Annotated in this window: 19 protein-coding genes and 1 pseudogene; 1 reads left to right on the top strand and 19 read right to left on the bottom strand. The window is 72.6% G+C overall.

Annotated features, from left to right (window positions below):
• Window positions 1-222: 222 nt before the first annotated feature.
• A complete protein-coding gene (locus PHK61_RS24925) occupies window positions 223-717 on the top strand; it encodes a hypothetical protein (protein ID WP_274283721.1) in 495 nt (164 codons plus the stop codon).
• A 2-nt stretch (window positions 718-719) separates the two neighbouring features.
• Here PHK61_RS24925 and PHK61_RS24920 read toward each other — a convergent pair whose 3' ends face one another.
• The 19 genes and pseudogenes from PHK61_RS24920 to PHK61_RS24830 form a co-directional block, all read right to left on the bottom strand.
• Window positions 720-1,154 carry a DUF2550 domain-containing protein gene (locus PHK61_RS24920; RefSeq protein WP_274283735.1) on the bottom strand — a complete coding sequence of 145 codons (435 nt, stop codon included), beginning with the start codon at window positions 1,152-1,154 and terminating at the stop codon, window positions 720-722.
• A gap of 28 nt (window positions 1,155-1,182) precedes the next feature.
• On the bottom strand, window positions 1,183-1,581 hold the full coding sequence (locus tag PHK61_RS24915; protein ID WP_274283720.1) for a F0F1 ATP synthase subunit epsilon: 399 nt from the start codon (window positions 1,579-1,581) through the stop codon (window positions 1,183-1,185).
• Complete coding sequence (gene atpD, locus PHK61_RS24910; RefSeq protein WP_274283719.1) at window positions 1,581-3,032, bottom strand: F0F1 ATP synthase subunit beta; 1,452 nt, start codon at window positions 3,030-3,032, stop codon at window positions 1,581-1,583. The genes PHK61_RS24915 and atpD overlap by 1 nt, the downstream gene beginning before the upstream one ends.
• Before the next feature lie 11 nt (window positions 3,033-3,043).
• Window positions 3,044-4,045 (bottom strand): F0F1 ATP synthase subunit gamma, encoded by a 1,002-nt coding sequence (locus PHK61_RS24905; RefSeq protein ID WP_274283718.1) that lies wholly within the window; start codon window positions 4,043-4,045, stop codon window positions 3,044-3,046.
• 149 nt (window positions 4,046-4,194) lie between these two features.
• Window positions 4,195-5,805: pseudogene (atpA, locus tag PHK61_RS24900) on the bottom strand (F0F1 ATP synthase subunit alpha); the annotation flags it as partial.
• Between the two features lie 60 nt (window positions 5,806-5,865).
• On the bottom strand, window positions 5,866-6,714 hold the full coding sequence (locus PHK61_RS24895; RefSeq protein WP_274283717.1) for a F0F1 ATP synthase subunit delta: 849 nt from the start codon (window positions 6,712-6,714) through the stop codon (window positions 5,866-5,868).
• A 31-nt stretch (window positions 6,715-6,745) separates the two neighbouring features.
• Window positions 6,746-7,342, bottom strand: a complete 597-nt coding sequence (gene atpF, locus PHK61_RS24890; RefSeq protein WP_274283716.1) for a F0F1 ATP synthase subunit B — start codon at window positions 7,340-7,342, stop codon at window positions 6,746-6,748.
• A 41-nt stretch (window positions 7,343-7,383) separates the two neighbouring features.
• The gene (gene atpE / locus PHK61_RS24885; protein ID WP_116706531.1) at window positions 7,384-7,590 is read right to left on the bottom strand and encodes an ATP synthase F0 subunit C; all 207 of its coding nucleotides are present in this window, start codon (window positions 7,588-7,590) and stop codon (window positions 7,384-7,386) included.
• An 86-nt stretch (window positions 7,591-7,676) separates the two neighbouring features.
• Complete coding sequence (atpB, locus tag PHK61_RS24880; protein ID WP_274283715.1) at window positions 7,677-8,507, bottom strand: F0F1 ATP synthase subunit A; 831 nt, start codon at window positions 8,505-8,507, stop codon at window positions 7,677-7,679.
• Window positions 8,504-8,803, bottom strand: coding sequence for an AtpZ/AtpI family protein (locus PHK61_RS24875; RefSeq protein ID WP_274283714.1), 300 nt, complete (start codon window positions 8,801-8,803; stop codon window positions 8,504-8,506). Before PHK61_RS24875 ends, atpB begins: the two co-directional genes overlap by 4 nt.
• An 87-nt stretch (window positions 8,804-8,890) precedes the next feature.
• Window positions 8,891-9,400, bottom strand: a complete 510-nt coding sequence (locus PHK61_RS24870; protein WP_274283713.1) for a Cg1360 family ATP-synthase-associated protein — start codon at window positions 9,398-9,400, stop codon at window positions 8,891-8,893.
• 27 nt (window positions 9,401-9,427) lie between these two features.
• A complete protein-coding gene (locus PHK61_RS24865) occupies window positions 9,428-10,561 on the bottom strand; it encodes a glycosyltransferase family 4 protein (RefSeq protein WP_274283734.1) in 1,134 nt (377 codons plus the stop codon).
• Window positions 10,562-10,649: 88 nt separating this feature from the next.
• On the bottom strand, window positions 10,650-11,936 hold the full coding sequence (locus tag PHK61_RS24860) for a serine hydroxymethyltransferase (RefSeq protein WP_274283712.1): 1,287 nt from the start codon (window positions 11,934-11,936) through the stop codon (window positions 10,650-10,652).
• A gap of 67 nt (window positions 11,937-12,003) precedes the next feature.
• Window positions 12,004-12,648, bottom strand: coding sequence for an L-threonylcarbamoyladenylate synthase (locus PHK61_RS24855; RefSeq protein ID WP_274283711.1), 645 nt, complete (start codon window positions 12,646-12,648; stop codon window positions 12,004-12,006).
• Between the two features lie 10 nt (window positions 12,649-12,658).
• Window positions 12,659-13,480: a peptide chain release factor N(5)-glutamine methyltransferase gene (gene prmC / locus PHK61_RS24850; RefSeq protein WP_274283710.1), complete on the bottom strand. Its 822-nt coding sequence runs from the start codon at window positions 13,478-13,480 to the stop codon at window positions 12,659-12,661.
• 5 nt (window positions 13,481-13,485) lie between these two features.
• Window positions 13,486-14,589, bottom strand: a complete 1,104-nt coding sequence (prfA, locus tag PHK61_RS24845) for a peptide chain release factor 1 (RefSeq protein WP_274283709.1) — start codon at window positions 14,587-14,589, stop codon at window positions 13,486-13,488.
• 84 nt (window positions 14,590-14,673) lie between these two features.
• Window positions 14,674-14,895 (bottom strand): 50S ribosomal protein L31, encoded by a 222-nt coding sequence (rpmE, locus tag PHK61_RS24840; RefSeq protein ID WP_274283708.1) that lies wholly within the window; start codon window positions 14,893-14,895, stop codon window positions 14,674-14,676.
• A 140-nt stretch (window positions 14,896-15,035) separates the two neighbouring features.
• Window positions 15,036-16,565 (bottom strand): phenylacetate--CoA ligase family protein, encoded by a 1,530-nt coding sequence (locus tag PHK61_RS24835; protein ID WP_274283707.1) that lies wholly within the window; start codon window positions 16,563-16,565, stop codon window positions 15,036-15,038.
• Window positions 16,562-17,482 carry a hypothetical protein gene (locus PHK61_RS24830; protein ID WP_274283706.1) on the bottom strand — a complete coding sequence of 307 codons (921 nt, stop codon included), beginning with the start codon at window positions 17,480-17,482 and terminating at the stop codon, window positions 16,562-16,564. Before PHK61_RS24830 ends, PHK61_RS24835 begins: the two co-directional genes overlap by 4 nt.
• Between the last annotated feature and the right edge of the window lie 87 nt (window positions 17,483-17,569).

The following is a 17,569-nucleotide window of genomic DNA, read 5'->3' as shown; positions in this document are numbered from 1 at the left end:
AGTCACGACGACCGGGAGACCCAGCGCGCTGGTGATCGTGGGGCGTTCCTGACGTCGAACGTCAGCGTGGCCGCCAGCCGGAACACCCCACACCCCGCGCCCGCCACGGCGCGTCGCGCGAGCGACCATGCGGCGATCCTGGCGTGAGACGCCGGCAAAGCCGCAGTGCTCGTATCCGAGCGCGTCCTTGACCCTCGCCGCCCGCCCCAGGACGGTCAGGTCGTGGGTGCGCGCAACCTCATGTCTCACGCCATCACCGTCGACGACCTCCCGGCGTCGACCGCCGAGTTCGTGCGCGGGCAGGGGCGGGCGCGCGGGCTCGCGGATCCGCTCGGCGCCGTCACCCACGGCCTGCGCACCGAGGAGGAGACGATGAACCGGGAGTCGCGCGGCGGCCCGACGTCGCAGCGGTTCGTCGTCGAGATGCTCCTGACCCCGGAGCTGCTGATCGTCGCCCACCGCCAGAGCGACGACGCCGACACCGACCCCGGCGCGCGGGTGCGCTTCCACCGCCTCGACCAGGTCGGGCTCGCCGACACGGGCTCCGAGAAGGCGGTGCAGGCGCGGCTGGCCATGCCCGCGAAGTCGATCCCGGTGACGAGCACGCCGCTCGGGGGCGCGAAGCGGGCGACGTACCAGCTCCCGATCGCCATCGACCCCGACGTGCAGCGCTTCCGCGACGCCCTCACGGCAGCGGTGGCGCAAGCACAGACGTGACCTCAGCTCGCCTGCCGGTACCCGGTGGACCGCCCCGGCGGGATCGACTCCAGCCAGGACGAGAAGCCGGTCAGCGCGTCGGCGCCGATCGCGAGCTCCCACTCCCGACCGCCCTCGCGGCAGGACAGGACGGTGGAGCCGGGCGGGTGCATCTCGCCGGCCACGGGGGCGCGGCGGTCGACGATCTCGAGGCGGGTGCGGTCGAGGACCACGTTGGGACCCGAGCGCAGCCCGCTGATGCGGTACCAGCGGAACTCGTCGCCGCGGTAGCGCCCGAGCCCCGAGTGCCAGCCGCGTCCGTCCCCGGCGACCCGCTTCTCGCGCAGGGCGACGTCGACGCCGCCCCTGCGCAGCAGCCGGACGCGGCGCAGCAGCAGGAACAGGACGACGAGCAGCACCGCGAGCACCACGATGGCCGCCAGCTCGGCGATCATCATGGTCCCCACCGGTGCTGCTCGCCCTCCCTCAGTGGCCGGGGTTCTCGCCCGCGGCGCGGAGGCGGGCGCGTGCCCGCGCCGCCGCGATGGCGGTGTCGTCGACGTCGTCGCCGCCGCCCTCGGCGCGCTGCAGCTCGTCGCGCGCCGCGGCGACGTCGATCTCGGAGGCCAGCTCGGCGAGCTCGGCCAGGATCGTCACCGACTCCGCGGTGACCGAGAGGAACCCGCCGAAGACGGCCGCGTGGAACGCCTCGCCGTCGGTCGGGTCGATGCGCACCACGCCGGCCTCGTTGAGCGCGGCGATCATCGGCTGGTGCCCGGGCAGCAGACCGATGTCGCCCTCGACCGTGCGGGCCGAGACGAAGTTCGCCTGGCCCGACCACAGCCGCTTCTCGACACCGACGATGGCGACCTCCATCTCGGCCATCAGGACTGGTACTTCTTGATGTTCGCCTCGACGTCGTCGAGACCGCCGCTCATGGCGAACGCCTGCTCGGGCGCGTTGTCGTACTCACCCTTGGTGATCTTGTCAAACGCCTCGACCGTGTCCTTGACGTCGACGAACGAGCCCGGCTCGCCGGTGAACTGCTCGGCGGCGTACATGTTCTGTCCGAGGAAGCGCTCGATCCGGCGCGCGCGGGCGACGGTGAGGCGATCCTCCTCGGAGAGCTCGTCGATGCCGAGGATGGCGATGATGTCCTGCAGGTCGTTGTAGCGCTGCAGGATGCGGATGACCTCGCGGGCGACCCGGTAGTGGTCCTCGCCGACGTACTGCGCGTCGAGGATCGTCGAGGTCGAGGTCAGCGGGTCCACGGCCGGGAAGATGCCCTTGGCGAACACCGACCGGGAGAGCTCGGTGGTCGCGTCCAGGTGGGCGAACGTGGTGGCCGGCGCCGGGTCGGTGTAGTCGTCGGCGGGCACGTAGATCGCCTGCATCGAGGTGATCGAACGGCCGCGGGTCGAGGTGATCCGCTCCTGCAGCTCGCCCATCTCGTCGGCCAGGGTCGGCTGGTAGCCCACCGCCGAGGGCATGCGGCCCAGGAGCGTCGAGACCTCCTGGCCGGCCTGCGTGAACCGGAAGATGTTGTCGATGAACAGGAGCACGTCCTGCTCCTGCACGTCGCGGAAGTACTCCGCCATCGTCAGCGCGGAGAGCGCGACGCGCATGCGGGTGCCCGGCGGCTCGTCCATCTGACCGAAGACCAGCGCGGTGTCCTTGAGGACGTCCGCCTCGCCGAGCTCCACCCAGAGGTCGTTGCCCTCACGGGTCCGCTCGCCGACGCCGGCGAACACCGACGTGCCACCGAAGTTGCGGGCGATGCGCTGGATCATCTCCTGGATGAGCACCGTCTTGCCGACGCCGGCGCCGCCGAACAGGCCGATCTTGCCGCCCTCGACGTACGGGGTGAGCAGGTCGACGACCTTGAGGCCGGTCCAGAGCACCGAGGTCTTGCCCTCGAGCTGCTCGAACGGCGGCGGGTCGCGGTGGATGCCCCAGCGCTCGGCGTCCGAGGCGTAGCCCGGCTCGTCGAGGCAGTCGCCGAGGGTGTTGAACAGGTGGCCCTTGACGACGTCGCCGACGGGCACCGAGATCGGGCCGCCGGTGTTCGTCACGTCCTGGCCACGCACCACACCGTCGGTGGGCTGCATGGAGATCGTGCGGACCTGGCCGTCGCCGAGGTGCTGGGCGACCTCGAGCGTCAGCTTCTTGGTGGTGTCCCCGAGCGTGACCTCGATGGTCAGCGCGGTGAACAGTTCGGGCACCTCGCCGCGCGGGAACTCCACGTCGACGACGGGCCCGAGGATGCGGGTGATGCGGCCGGCGGCGCCCGAGGAGCCCTGCTCGGTGCCCTCGGCCGTGGCGGTGGACTGGGTCATCGTCAGCTCCCCTACTCGGCGAGGGCGTTGGCGCCGCCAACGATCTCGCTGATCTCCTGCGTGATCTGGGCCTGGCGCGCCTGGTTCGCCTCACGGGTCAGGTTGTCGACCAGGTCGTTGGCGTTGTCGGTCGCGGCCTTCATGGCGCGCTGCCGGGCCGCCGACTCGGACGCCGCGGCGTCGAGCAGCGCCGCGAACACGCGCGCGCGGAGGTACTTGGGCATGAGCCGGTCGAAGAGCACCTCGGGCTCCGGCTCGAACTCGTACTCGGCCTCGCGCTCCTCGGAGCTCGACGAGGACTCCTCCTCCGAGGACCCCTCGTCGTCCAGCTCCAGCGGAGCGATCTGCCGGGACGTGACGGTCTGGCTGGCGACCGAGTTGAACGCGGTGAACACCACGTGCAGCTCGTCCACGCCGTCCAGGCCCTCGGCGTCCTCGGGCGGGACGAACGAGGTCGAGCGGGACGACCCGCCCTCCTGCTGCTCGTCGTCGTCCGAGGGGCGCTGCACGGTCTCCTCGCCGCCGGCGAGGAACGTCGCGGTCAGGGTGTCCGCCGCCCGGGTCGCGTTCGGGTAGTCGGGGACCTCGGAGAAGCCCGTCCACTGCCCGGACAGCTCCCGGTTGCGGAAGCGGAAGTACGCGACGCCCTTGCCCCCGATGACGAACAGCGAGGTCTGCTTGCCGGCGTCGGACAGCTCGCGCAGGACCCGCTCGGTCTCGCGCAGCACGTTCGCGTTGTAGCCGCCGCACAGCCCGCGGTCGCTGGTGACGACGAGGACACCGGCACGGCTCGGCTCCTCGCGCGCCACGAGCAGCGGGTGGTCGCTCGCCCCCGCCTTCGCCGCCGTGGTCAGCACGTGGGTGAACTCGTCGGAGTACGGACGCGCCGCCTGGACGCGGGCCTGCGCCTTCGCGATGCGCGAGGCCGCGACCATCTCCATCGCCTTGGTGATCTGGGCGATGTTCTTGGTCGATCGGATGCGCCGTCGCAGGACGCGGAGGGATGCAGCCATCGGACCTAGCTCTCCGAGCTCTTGTCGGAGGACGAGTTCGACGACGAGCTCGACGACGAGCTCGAGGAGGAGTTCGACGAGGCGTCGGGCGACGAGTCCGAGTCCTCCGCGTCGGCCGAGGTCTCCGAGGACTCCGAGGGGCCCTCGTCGGAGTCGGTGCCGGACTCGTTCTCGCCGAGGAGCTCGCCGGTGCCGCCGTCGTCGGCGACGCCCTCGCCCGACCCGGTCGAGAACTGTTCCTTGAACTCGGAGACCGTCTTGGTCAGGCGCTCCTCGTCCTCGTCGGAGAGCTGGCCCGACTCGCGGATCGAGGAGAGCACCCCGCCGTCGCGGCGGACGTGCTCGAGGAACTCGGTCTCGAAGCGGGCGACGTCCTCCACGGGCACCGAGTCGAGGTGACCACGGGTGCCGAGGAAGATGCTCACGACCTCCTCCTCGACCGGGTACGGCTCGCCCTGGCCCTGCTTGAGCAGCTCCATGAGGCGGGCGCCGCGGTCGAGCTGCGCCTGGCTGGTGGCGTCGAGGTCGGAGCCGAAGGCCGCGAACGACTCGAGCTCGCGGTACTGCGCGAGGTCGACGCGCAGGCGGCCGGCGACCGAGCGCATGGCCTTGACCTGCGCCGATCCGCCGACGCGCGACACCGAGTTCCCGACGTTCAGCGCGGGCCGCTGGCCCTGGTTGAACAGGTCGGCCTCGAGGAAGCACTGGCCGTCGGTGATCGAGATGACGTTCGTCGGGATGTAGGCCGCGATGTCGCCGCCCTTGGTCTCGACGATCGGGAGGCCGGTCAGCGAGCCCGCACCGAGGTCGTCGGAGAGCTTCGCGCAGCGCTCGAGCAGCCGCGAGTGCAGGTAGAAGACGTCGCCCGGGTAGGCCTCGCGGCCCGGCGGGCGGCGCAGCAGCAGCGAGATCGCGCGGTAGGCCTCGGCCTGCTTCGACAGGTCGTCGAAGACGATCAGGGTGTGCTTGCCCTGGTACATCCAGTGCTGCGCGATCGCGGAGCCGGCGTACGGGGCGATGTACTTGAAGCCCGCGGGGTCGGAGGCGGGCGCGGCGACGATGGTCGTGTACTCCATCGCGCCGGCGTCCTCGAGCGCCTGGCGGACACCGGCGATCGTGGTGCCCTTCTGGCCGACGGCGACGTAGACGCAGCGGACCTGCTGCTCGGGGTCGCCGGTCTCCCAGGCCTCGCGCTGGTTGATGATCGTGTCGGTGCAGACCGCGGTCTTGCCGGTCTTGCGGTCGCCGATGATCAGCTGGCGCTGGCCGCGGCCGATCGGGGTCATGGCGTCGATGGCCTTGATCCCGGTCTGCAGCGGCTGCTTGACCTCCTTGCGCTGCACGACCGACGCGGCCTGCAGCTCCATCTCGCGCTCGCCCTCGGCCTCGATCTCGCCGAGGCCGTCGAGCGGCTGGCCGAGCGGGTCGACGACCCGGCCCATGAAGCCGTCACCGACCGGCACCGAGAGCACGCGACCGGTACGCGTGACCTGCTGCCCCTCCTCGATGGTCTCGTACTCACCGAGGATGACGACGCCGATCTCGCGCTCCTCGAGGTTCTGGGCCAGGCCCAGGACCCCGCCGGGGAACTCGAGGAGCTCGTTCGTCATCGTCGAGGGCAGACCCTCGACGTACGCGATGCCGTCACCCGTCGAGGTGACGATGCCGACCTCCTGACGGGTCGAGTCCGCGGAGTACGAGGAGACGTAGTCCTCGATCGCGCTACGGACCTCGTCGGAGGTGATGGTCAACTCGGCCATGGCTTCCGCTCTCGCTAGTCGTTAGGGGTCACGTGCTGGGGGCTCGGGCGAGCCGGCTGTTCAGCCCAGTCTCCGGCCGAGCTCGTCGAGCCGGCCGGCCACGCTGCCGTCGATGACCTCGTCCCCCACCTGGATCACGAGACCACCGACCAGACCGGGGTCGACCTCGAGGTGCAGGGTGATGTCCCGACGGTAGATGCGCGTGAGGGCATCGGCCAGTCGTCGTTGCTGCTGGTCGGACAGGGTGATCGGGGATCGGACGGTCGCGACCGACCGCTCCCGGCGCTCGGCCGCGAGCTCCGCCAGCCGCTCGAGGCCCTGGGCGACGCCGTGGGCCACGGGGTGGGCCACGAGCTGGGCGGCGAGCTTGCGGGTGGTCGGCTCGGCCTTGTCGGCCAGCAGCGTGTCGAGGACCCGCTGCTTGCCCTCGGCGTTCGCCGCGGGGTCGCCGAGCAGGCGCTCGAGGTCGGGCTGCGCGGCGACGATGCGCCCGAGACGGAAGAGCTCGTCCTCGACGGCGTCGAGACGGCCGTCCCGCTCGGCCGAGGCGAGCAGCGCCTCGCGGGCGACGATGCGCAGGCCGGCGACGAGGTCGTCGGGACGCGACCACGCCGACGACACCGCGGTGCGCACGACGTCGGCCGTGGCCGAGGTGACCTGCTGGCCGATCAGGCGGTCGGCCAGGCCCTCGCGGTCCTCCGCCGAGCGCGACGAGTCGGCGAGGGTGCGCCGGAGCACCGCCTCGCGCCGCAGCAGGTCGGCGACCGCGTCGAGCTGCTCGGCGACCGTGCCGAGGTCGCCCGCCGACGCCTGCCCCGTCGACTCCTCGAGACGGCGGCGCGTGGCCTCCAGCGCGTCACGGCTCGCGGCGTGGAAGTCGGCCAGGAGGCCTCCGGACGCTGTGCTCATGCGTCAGCTCCGCTCCGCTGCGTGCCGCGACTCATGCCTGCGCTCCGTTCCCGCTGGTCCCGCTGGTCCCGCTGGCACCGCTCGTACCGCCCATCGCCTCGAGCTCGTCGAGGAAGCGGTCGATGCTCCGGCCCTTGCTCGCGTCGTCGGACAGCGCCGACTCCACGATCTTCCGGGACAGCTCCACGGACTCACGCCCGGTCTGGGCCCGCAGCTCCGCGATCGCTCGCGAGCGCGAGGCCTCCAGCGACTGCCGACCCTGTGCGCGGACACGCTCGGCCTCGTCCTGGGCCCGCGCGTCCATGTCCTGCCCGATGCGTTCCGCGTCGGCCCGGGCGTCGTCCCGGATGCGCGCGGTCTCGTCGTCGACCCGGGCCAGCCGCTCCCGGCTGCGCGCGAGCTCGGCCTTGGCGTCGGCCTCCATGGCCTCGGCCTTGGCGATGCCGCCCTCGATCTGCTTCTTGGTGTCGTCGTGCGACGTCACCACGTTCGGCCACGCGAACTTGCCGATCACGTACACGAGCAGCGAGAAGGCGATCAGGCCGACGATGATCTCCGCGACGTGCGGGAACGCGGCGTACGGTTCGCCCGCCGGCTGCTCGGCAACCAGCACCTCGATGGCACTCAAGTGTTCACCTCCCGCCCCTCCGGCGACCGGTCAGGGGGAAATCAGATGGCGAACGCGAGCACCAGACCGATGATGGCCAGCGCCTCGGAGAGGGCGAAGCCGATGAACGCGATGGTCTGCAGCTGGCCACGGGCCTCCGGCTGGCGGGCCACACCGTTGATGAACGCCGCGAAGACGATGCCGACGCCGATACCGGGGCCGACGGCGGAGAGGCCGTAGCCGACCATGTTGAGGCTGCCCTGAACCATGAGGGGTTCCTTTCCGGTGTTCGTTCTCTGATCGGGGGGAAGGACGGCGCCGGTGGTTGCGGCGACCCAGTTCGTCGTGGTGCGCGCTAGTGCTCGTCGGCCAGCGACGCACCGATGTACGACGCCGTGAGGACGGTGAAGATGTAGGCCTGCACCACCTGGATGAAGGCCTCGAAGAACGTCATGACGATCGCGAAGAGGAACGCGAACGGCGACAGGACGTTGAGGACGAGGTCGTCCGCGACGGTGAGCATGTACTCACCGCCGAAGATGAAGACCAGCAGCAGCAGGTGGCCGGCGAGCATGTTGCCGAACAACCGCAGCGAGAGCGTGACGGGCCGCAGGATGAAGTTCGAGAGGAACTCGATCGGGGTCAGGATCACCCGGACCCACCCCGGCACGCCGGGGGGCCAGGTCATGAGCCGGACGTAGCCGCCGAAGCCCTGCTTCTTGATGCCGACGTAGTTGTAGATCAGCCAGGTGATGGCCGCGAGCGCGTACGCCATGCCCGGGTGCGAGAACGACGGGAACTGCACGAACGGCAGGATCCCGAAGACGTTGTTCACCAGGATGAACGCGAAGAGCGCGACCAGGTAGGGCACGTACTTGCGGAACTCCGGGCCGATGTTGTCGCGCGCGATCTGGTCGCGCACGATGCCCTGGAACTTCTCCGCCAGGAACTGCAGCCGGCCGGGCACCACCTTCGGGTCCTTGGTCGCCAGCGCGAAGAACCCCCACACGAAGATCCCGGCCACGATGAACTGGATCGAGACCTTGTCGAACCACTCGAGGACCGGGATCCCCTCGAAGATCGGGGGGAGGTTGAAGTCCTCGACACCGGGCGCCTTGAAGCCCTCGGCCGGGGGCTCGGGCGGGACCGGCGGCGCCGGCACCTGCGTCAACAACGACGAGATCACCCGTGCTGCTCCTTCCGGTCCTCCGGGCCGGCGGGTTCACCGGGTCGAGGGGGGTCGGGGGGGACGTAAAGGTATCGGATGTAGATCAACGCGAAGGACGCCGCCCCACCGGCCAGCAGGCCGATGAGGAGGAACCACCGCGTCGAGAGCAGTGCGTCGAGTACCCATCCCAGGCCGCCGAACACCAGAATCCCGGTGATCAGGTGGGAAAGGACCGTCCACGCCTCGGACGGCGAGTGGTCGGACCCCTGCGGAGGGGTGCGTCCCGCATCTCCGCGGAGGCTGTCCTGCGCCATCGAGGCGCACCATATCAGCAGGTTCGTCGCAGTCACTACGGGCCGTCGGAGGCTCTACCCCTGGTCGGGGGACCTGGACGACGCAGGTCACACCGCGATCGTCGGCGTGCGGAGGCGCGCGAAGGCGATGACCTCGCCGACGATGAAGGCGATGGCGGTCGGCCCGAGGGCGAGCGCGGCGATGCGCGTGTCGACCACGCCGAGCGCCTGCAGCACGAGGAACACGACGAGCAGCAGGCCGAGCTTGCCCATCATGCTCACGAGCGCGGCGGCCATGACGACCATCGGGTCGGCGGCCGCGGTCCAGCGCATGACGAGCGGCCCGAGCGAGCAGACGGCGATGACGACGACGGCGCCGACGATCGCCGCCACCACCCCGGTGACTCCGGCGAGCAGGCCGGCGACCAGCGCGGCCAGCACCGCGACGATCACCGCGGGCCACAGGCCGCCGCGCAGCATCGCCCGGCTGGCCTCGAGGACCTGCGCGGTCGTGGCGGGGGTGGCGTGCGGGGTGGCGGACGGGGTGGCGGACGGGGTGGCGGACGGGCCGGCCGGCGGGGACTGCGGGGTCGGGTCGGGCGTCTCGGGGCTGGTCATCGGGGGTGTCCTCTCGGGGAGCGCCGGTCAGGCGCGGGCGCGCAGGCGCGGGACGGCGGAGGCCAGGACGGCGACGAGCACGCCCGCGGTGACCATCCAGACCACCAGGAACGCGTTGTCGACCAGCGCGAGGGCCACCGCACCGAACGACAGCACGCCCGCCCACAGGTAGATCAGGAGCACCGCGCGGCGCTGGGAGTGGCCGATCTCGAGCAGCCGGTGGTGCAGGTGCATCTTGTCCGGCGCGAAGGGGCTGGTGCCCGCGCGGGTGCGGCGGACCACGGCGAGCAGCAGGTCGAGCAGGGGCACGAACACCACCGCGGCGACCACGATCAGGGGCGTGACCAGCGCGAGCGCGCCGGTGGCGCCGGTGGTCGAGTAGTTGGTGCGCCCGGAGGCCGTGGTGGTGGCCGCGGCGAGCGTGAGCCCGATGAACATCGAGCCCGAGTCGCCCATGAACAGGCGGGCGGGCTGGAAGTTGTGGGGCAGGAAGCCCGCGAGGGCCCCGGCCAGGACGGCGGCGATGAGCGCGGGCGGGTAGGCGTTGACGTCGCCGTTCTGCTGGCCGAGCAGACCGAGGGCGAACGCGCAGGTCGCGGTGGCCGCGATGGTCCCGATGCCGGCGGCGAGCCCGTCGAGCCCGTCGACGAAGTTCATCGCGTTGATGAGCAGGACGCACAGGAACACCGTGATGAGCACGCCCTGGTCCTGGCCGAGCAGCAGCACCGACCCGGTGCTCCCGCCGGTGCCGCCCCACGGCAGGTAGATCGCGGTCCACTGCACGCCCATGAGCACGAGCACGCCGGCGGCGGTCGCCTGGCCGGCGAGCTTGGTCAGCGCGTCGAGCCCGAACCGGTCGTCGAGCACCCCGACCAGCACGATGACCCCGCCGGCGACGAGCACGGCGATGGTCTCGTTCGAGTAGTCGAAGGCCCGGCGCAGCACCGGCAGCTGCGAGGCGACGAACACGCCCCCGACGACGCCGAGGTAGATGCCGACGCCGCCGAGGCGCGGGATCGGGATGGTGTGCACGTCGCGCCCGCGCGGCACGGCGATCGCGCCGATGCGCAGCGCGAACCGGCGGACCAGGCCCGTCAGCAGGTAGGTGACGACCGCGGCGGACAGCCCGACCAGGAGGTACTCCCGGATCGGTAGCCCCATCGGGGCGAAGTCCGCTGACGGGCCCACGGCTCCCGAGGGTAGTCCCGGCACCGCCCGGGCAACGCCGGTGGACCCGTGTCGCGCCGGACTACCGCGCGTACGCCGGGAAGCGCGACACCAGGGTGCCGACCTCCTCGCGCACGTCGGCGAGGGTCTTCTTGCCGACCTCGGTGGCCTCGTCGGCGGTGACCGCGGAGGCGATGAGGCGGGCGACGTCGCCCATCTCGGCCTCGGTCATGCCCTGCGTGGTGATCGAGGGCGAGCCGACGCGGATGCCCGACGCGGTCATCGGCGGCTGCGGGTCGTACGGGATGGCGTTCTTGTTGAGCGTGATCCCGGCGAGCCCGCTGCGGGCCTCGGCCTCCTTGCCCGTGACCCCGAGCGGCTGCAGGTCGAGCAGCGCGAGGTGGGTGTCGGTGCCGCCGGAGATGGCGCGCATCCCCTGGGTCTCGAGCGCGGAGGTCAGCGCCTGCGCGTTCGCGATGACCTGGCGCGCGTAGCGCTGGTAGTCCTCGGTGGCGGCCTCGGCGAGCGCGACGGCCTTGCCGGCCACCGCGTGCATCAGCGGGCCCCCCTGCAGGAACGGGAACACGGCCTTGTCCAGGGCCTTGGCGTGCTCGGCCTTCGAGACGAGCATGCCGCCGCGGGGCCCGCGCAGGACCTTGTGCGTCGTGAAGGTGACGACGTCGGCGTAGGGCACCGGGCTGGGGATCGCCCGACCGGCGACGAGGCCGATGAAGTGGGCGGCGTCGACCCAGAGGATCGCGCCCGCCTCGTCGGCGATGGCGCGGAACTTCTCGAAGTCGATGAGGCGCGGGTAGGCCGTGGCGCCCGCGACGATCATCTTGGGGCGGTGCTCGAGCGCGAGGTCGCGCACCTGGTCGTAGTCGATGAGCCCGTCGTCCTCGCGGACGGTGTAGGGCACCGGCTCGAACCACTTGCCCGAGAAGCTGACCTTCGCGCCGTGGGTGAGGTGCCCGCCGTGCGGCAGGCTCATCGCCAGCACCTTGTCGCCGGGCCGGCAGAACGCCGCGTAGACGGCGAGGTTGGCGTTGGCGCCCGAGTGCGGCTGGAGGTTGGCGTGCTCGGCGCCGAACAGGGCCTTCGCGCGGTCGATGCCGATCAGCTCGGCCTGGTCGACGACCTCGCAGCCGCCGTAGTAGCGGCGGCCCGGGTAGCCCTCGGCGTACTTGTTCGACAGCGTCGACCCGAGCGCGGCCAGCACCGCGGGGCTGGTGAGGTTCTCGCTCGCGATGAGCTGGAGTCCGCCGCGCAGCCGGGTGAGCTCGTCGTCGACGACCTGGGCGATCTCGGGATCGACGGCCTGGAGTGCGTCGTAGTCCGGGCCCCAGAAGTGCTGCGAGTCGGCTGCCATGTCGGGCCACGTTACCGGCCCTTCACCGGGCCGGGCTGCCCCCGTGGTAGCTAGCTCACAGGCCGTCTCACAGGGTCACCAGGACGCCGACGACCCGCGAGACGTCCTCGGCGCTGACCGCGCCCTCGCGGCGCAGACGCGGTGTCTCGCCGGTGAGGTCGACGATCGTCGAGCCCACGCCGGACGCGCAGACCCCGCCGTCGAGGTAGACCTCCACGGCGTCGCCGAGCTGGTCGCGGGCCTCCTGCGCCGTGGTCGCCGGCGGCTGCCCGGAGACGTTCGCACTGCTCTGGGCCATCGGACCGACCTCGCGCAGCAGCTCCAGGGCCACCGGGTGCAGCGGCATGCGCAGCATGACCGTGCCCCGCGTCGTCCCGAGGTCCCAGGCCAGGCTCGGCGCGTGGGGCAGGACGATCGAGAGCCCGCCCGGCCAGAACGCCTCGACGAGGTCGCGGGCCACCGGCGGCACCGCGCCGACCAGCCCGTCGATCGTCGACCAGCTGCCCACGAGGACCCCGAGCGGCATGTCCGGTCCGCGGTGCTTGGCGGCCAGCAGGTCGGCGACGGCGCGCGCGTCGAACGCGTCGGCGACGATGCCGTAGAGGGTGTCGGTGGGGGTCACGACGAGCCGGCCCGCCCGCACCGCGGCCGCTGCGGCGGCCAGCCCCGTGGGTCGCGTCGCCGGATCCTCGCAGTCGTACACCGTGGCCACGGTCCCGAGCCTAGGACGGTCGGGCAGCAGTCCGGCGCCCGGTGGCGACGCGGGGGCGTCCCGCGAGGTCCGGCAGCGTCGTGACCTCGGTGAACCCGGCCGCGGTGAGCACATCGCGCACGGCGGCCGGGTGCGAGTCGTCGTGCTCGACGCCTACCGCGCCCCCGGGCCGGAGCAGCCGGTGGGCCAGCGCGGCGACGGGCCGGATGACGGCGAGCCCGTCGGCGCCGGCGAACACCGCCCCGTGCGGGTCGGCGTCGACCTCGGGCGGCACCGCCGGCCCCTCGGGGACGTAGGGCGGGTTGCACACCACGAGGTCGACGGCGCCGTCGAGCTCGGTGAGCACGCCGGGCGCGGTCACGTCGGCCTCGTGCAGGACGACGCGCGAGCCGGCCAGGTTGCGCCGGGTCCAGGTCAGCGCGCCGGGATCGACCTCGACGGCGTGCATCGCGGCGTCGGGGCGCCCGCGGGCGATCGCCAGGGCCAGCGCGCCGGTGCCCGTGCAGAGGTCGACGACGACGGCGGCGGGCCGCCCGAGCGCCCACTCGAGGAGCACCTCGGTCTCCGGACGCGGGACGAACACCCCGGGCCCGACGGCCACCTCGACCGGGCCGAGCACCGCGGTCCCGAGCAGGTGCTGCAAGGGCTCGCGGGCGGCCCGCCTCGTCACCAGGTCCTCGAGGGCGCTCTCGTCCTCCGGCGGGTCGGCGAGCAGGAGCCGGCCCCGCGGGACGCCCAGGACGTGGGCGACGAGCTGCTCGGCGTCCGCCCGCGGGGAGGCGACCCCGGCGTCGGCGAGGCGGGTCGTGGTGCGGGCGAGCAGGTCGCGCACGGTGCTCAGGAGTGAGTCGCCTCGTCCGCGGCGCGGGACATGCGCTCGGAGCGGTCGGCCGCGCGCAGGGCGTCGAGCACCCCGTCCAGGTCGCCGTCGAGCACCCGGTCGAGGTCGTGCGACTTGTACCCGATCCGGTGATCGGAGATCCGGTTCTCGGGGAAGTTGTAGGTGCGCACGCGCTCGGAGCGGTCGACCGTGCGGACCTGGCTGCGCCGGTCCGCCGACGCCTGCGCCTGCTCGGCCTCGTCGGCCATCGCCTGCAGCCGGCTGCGCAGCACCTCGAGGGCGCGCGCCTTGTTCTGCAGCTGGGAGCGCTCGTTCTGGCAGGACACGACCACGCCGGTGGGCAGGTGGGTGATCCGGACCGCGGAGTCGGTGGTGTTGACGCCCTGCCCGCCCTTGCCCGACGAGCGGAAGACGTCGACGCGCAGGTCCTTCTCGTCGATCTCGATCGCCGAGGCCGCCTCGGCCTCGGGGTAGACGAGCACCCCGGCCGCGGAGGTGTGGATGCGGCCCTGCGACTCGGTGACGGGCACCCGCTGGACGCGGTGCACCCCGCCCTCGTACTTGAACCAGGCCCAGACGCCGTCCGGGTCACTGCCGGGCGCGGTCACGGTGACGGTGACGTCCTTGTAGCCGCCGAGGTCGGACTCGGTCGCCGAGAGCACCTCGACCTTCCACCCGCGGCGCTCGGCGTAGCGGGAGTACATCCGCAGCAGGTCGCCCGCGAACAGCGCCGACTCCTCGCCGCCCTCCCCCGACTTCACCTCGACGACCACGTCGTTGGCGTCCGCGGGGTCGCGCGGCACGAGCTGCTCGGCCAGGCGCGCGCGCAGCGTGTCGACGCGGGCCTCCAGGTCGGTGGCCTCGGCGGCGAACGCCGGGTCCTCCCGGGCGAGCTCGCGGGCGTCGGCGAGGTCGGCCTCCGCGGCGCCCAGCTCGCCGATCGTGGCGACGACCGGGGAGAGCGCCGCGTACCGACGCCCCAGCGAGCGGGCGAGCGCGGCGTCGGCGTGCACGTCGGGGTCGGCCAGGCGCGCCTCCAGGCCCGCGTGCTCCTCGAGCAGCGCGGTGACCCCGGGCGAGGACGTCATGCTGCTGGTCATCGCCGACCTCCCTCCGACCGGTCCGTCCATGCAGAACGCCCGCCACCCCCGCGCGGTGCGCAGGGGCGACGGGCGTCGCGGGGGCTACTTCTTGTTCGGGGTGCGCTTGCCGTAGCGCGCCTCGAAGCGGGCGACGCGGCCACCGGTGTCCATGATCCGCTGCTTGCCCGTGTAGAACGGGTGGCAGGCGGAGCAGATCTCGACGGTGATGTTGCCGCCCGGCTTGGTGCTGCGGGTGCTGAACGAGTTGCCGCAGCTGCACAGCACCTGGGTCTCGTGGTACTCGGGGTGGATGCCGCTCTTCACGGATCGGGGTCCTCTCGCGTCGTGGTCGCCGGGTCCCCGTCGTGCCTGGGGTGAACCGGAACCGAGGTGTGCGGGCCATTCTCGCAGGACCGCCCGCTGTGCCGCACAACCACCTCGGGGGTCACGTTGTTCCCGTCCGCTCACGCCGCCCGGGTGGCCACCACCTGCTCGTCGAGGCCCGCCGCCTCGGCCTCCGCGGCGTCGAGGATCCACACGTACTCGTTCTTGAGGCGGCCGCCGTCGCCGGCGAAGACGCCGGTCCGGAAGGGGTAGACGCCGACCGTGGGCTCGGTGCCCGGCGAGCTCGTCCGGATCGCGTTGTCCAGGTCGCGGTTGGCCCGCCGGAGGGCCGCGAGCAGCCGGTGGGCGGCCGCGGTCGGGTCGGGCAGCGCGTGCCCGTCGGCGAGCTGCAGGGCCAGGTGCAGGCGCCGGTCGCCGGCGCGGTCCTCGTAGGACACGACGCGGTGGTTCTCGACGGCGGCCACCAGCTCGGGGTCGCCGGCGACGGCGTCGCGGACCCCGTCGGGCGGGACCACCGCGCCGTTGTAGTCCACGGAGTGGTCGCTGCGGCCGTACTGCAGCAGCAGGGGCAGGTCGAGCACCCGCTCGTCGAGCACCGCGGTGAGGCCGGAGCGGCGCAGGACGGGCAGCACGTCGCGCATCCGCAGCACGTGCCCGCGGTCGTGGATGTTGTAGCGGATGCGGGGGTCGACGTTCTGCGGCCGCGTGATCGTCACGACGAGCTCGCCGGCCTCGTTCTCCTCGACGAGGTAGGCGTAGGGGTTGAACTGGAAGATGTTCGGCAGCACGCCGTACTCGTCCTGGCGGGTCAGCGCCGTCGCGAGCGCCGGGTCCGCCGCGATCGCGCGGCGCAGCGCGATGGTGAACTCGGTCTCGACGGCGATCGAGATCTCGAGGTCGCTGGCGCCGTAGGCCCCGACGACCTTGCGGGCGCGGCGCAGGATGTGGTCGCGCATGCCCTCGCTGATCCCCTCGCCCCCGAAGGCGCAGACCACGTCGTAGGCCGACCAGTCCAGCCGGTCGTCCTCGAGCAGGCCCTTGAGGAACGGCGGGTAGCTGGTGATCACGTAGGTGTAGCCGGGGCCGAACTCCCGCATCGTGTTGATGATCTTGTCGCGGTCGGGCCCGCAGGACTTGATGGTCGAGACGCGGGTCAGCGCCGCGGTCACGTTCATCCCGGTGGCCCAGGCCCCGAGCGAGAAGGCGTTGATGACGAACACCGGCCGGTCCGGCGTGGTGTGGCGCAGGAAGCCGACGCGCAGCACCTCGCGCGACGCCCGCCGCTCCACCGGCCCGCGCACCCAGCTCGTCGGGGTGCCCGTCGAGCCGGACGACTCGTCGACGACCACCCCGCGGCGCGGCAGACGCCCGCCGACGCAGCGCTCGGGGATCGACCAGCGGGTGATGTAGGTGCTCTTGTCCGTCTCCGGCAGCGCGTCGAAGGCCGCGGCCGACGCGCCCCGCTCGGCGAGGAACCGGCGGTAGGCGGGGACCCGGCGCGCGGCGCGGGCGGCGGTGCGGGCCGCGCGGCGGCGGCCGAGCCACCAGCGCAGCCGCTCGAACCCGGGGGCGAGCAGCAGGGCGTGGGTCCGCGGGGAGCGCCCGAGCAGGTCGACCAGGAGCTCCTGGAACCACCAGAGGATCCTCACGACGACGCCCCCGCCCGCACCTCGTCGACCAGCATCGCGTCGAGGCTCCGGCGCCAGGCGCGCGGCGGCGGCTTCCCGGTGCCGTAGCGGAAGAGCATCCAGGCCATGCGGCCGCCGGTCTCCTCGATCCCGGTCCGGTCGACGAACGCGGCGTGCGAGCGCGGGTTGGTGATCACTGTGCCGAACGGGTGCAGTTCGACGCCGTGGCGGGTGAACGCGAGCCAGATCCGCAGGAAGCAGCGGCCGGCCTCGACGTGGTCGCGCGGACCGTCGAACGGGCCGGTCAGCCAGCCCAGTTCGCGGACCCCGCGCATCGTGCCCAGGTACACCCGGCGGAAGAGACCCCCGACGACGGGCAGGTCCCACAGCCACCGGTGGCGCATCGCGATCCGCAGCGGCGGCCCGGGGATGCCGAGGTCCTGCTCGCCGGTGCGGCCGAACTCCTGGCCCAGGTCGGCGGCGATGGCGGCGACCTCGGCCAGGACGGCCGGGGCCACACGGCGGCGGTCGTAGGGGCGCCGCGAGGTCCGGCGCCGGCGGAACGCCGCCATCTGCTCGCGCGCCGCGTCGGTCACCAGAGTGGGCTCCAGCGCGACAGTGCCCAGGAGGTGGAGGCGCTGCGGGGAGGCGAAGTCCATCGCGGCGAGGTCCAGGTCCTCGCGGACCGCCCAGCCGTGCGCCGCGGCCACCGTCGCGAGGGCCTCGAGGAACACCCCGGAGCAGACGTGCGCGAACGGGATGCCGAAGTTCTCGGCGGGCAGGCCGCGGTCGAGGTCGTAGAAGAGCTCCGCGCGCCGGTCGTCGTGCACGCGCACGACGACCGGCTGGGAGTTGTGCGGCGAGGGGTAGCGGCGCGCCTCGTCCAGGATCGCCGTCCAGGGGCCGGGCAGGTCGGGGGCGACGGGCTGGGCTGTCATGCCCCGAAGCCTGCTGGGGCACCCTCCCCCGCCTCGCCTGTAGGACTACTCAACTCCCGGGGCCGCCCGTGGACGGACCAGCGCGAG

The sequence above is a fragment of the Actinomycetospora lutea genome, from assembly GCF_028737205.1.
Classification (GTDB): domain Bacteria; phylum Actinomycetota; class Actinomycetes; order Mycobacteriales; family Pseudonocardiaceae; genus Actinomycetospora; species Actinomycetospora lutea.
Note: the sequence above shows the minus strand (reverse complement) of the source record. Positions and strands in the feature narration are given on the sequence as shown.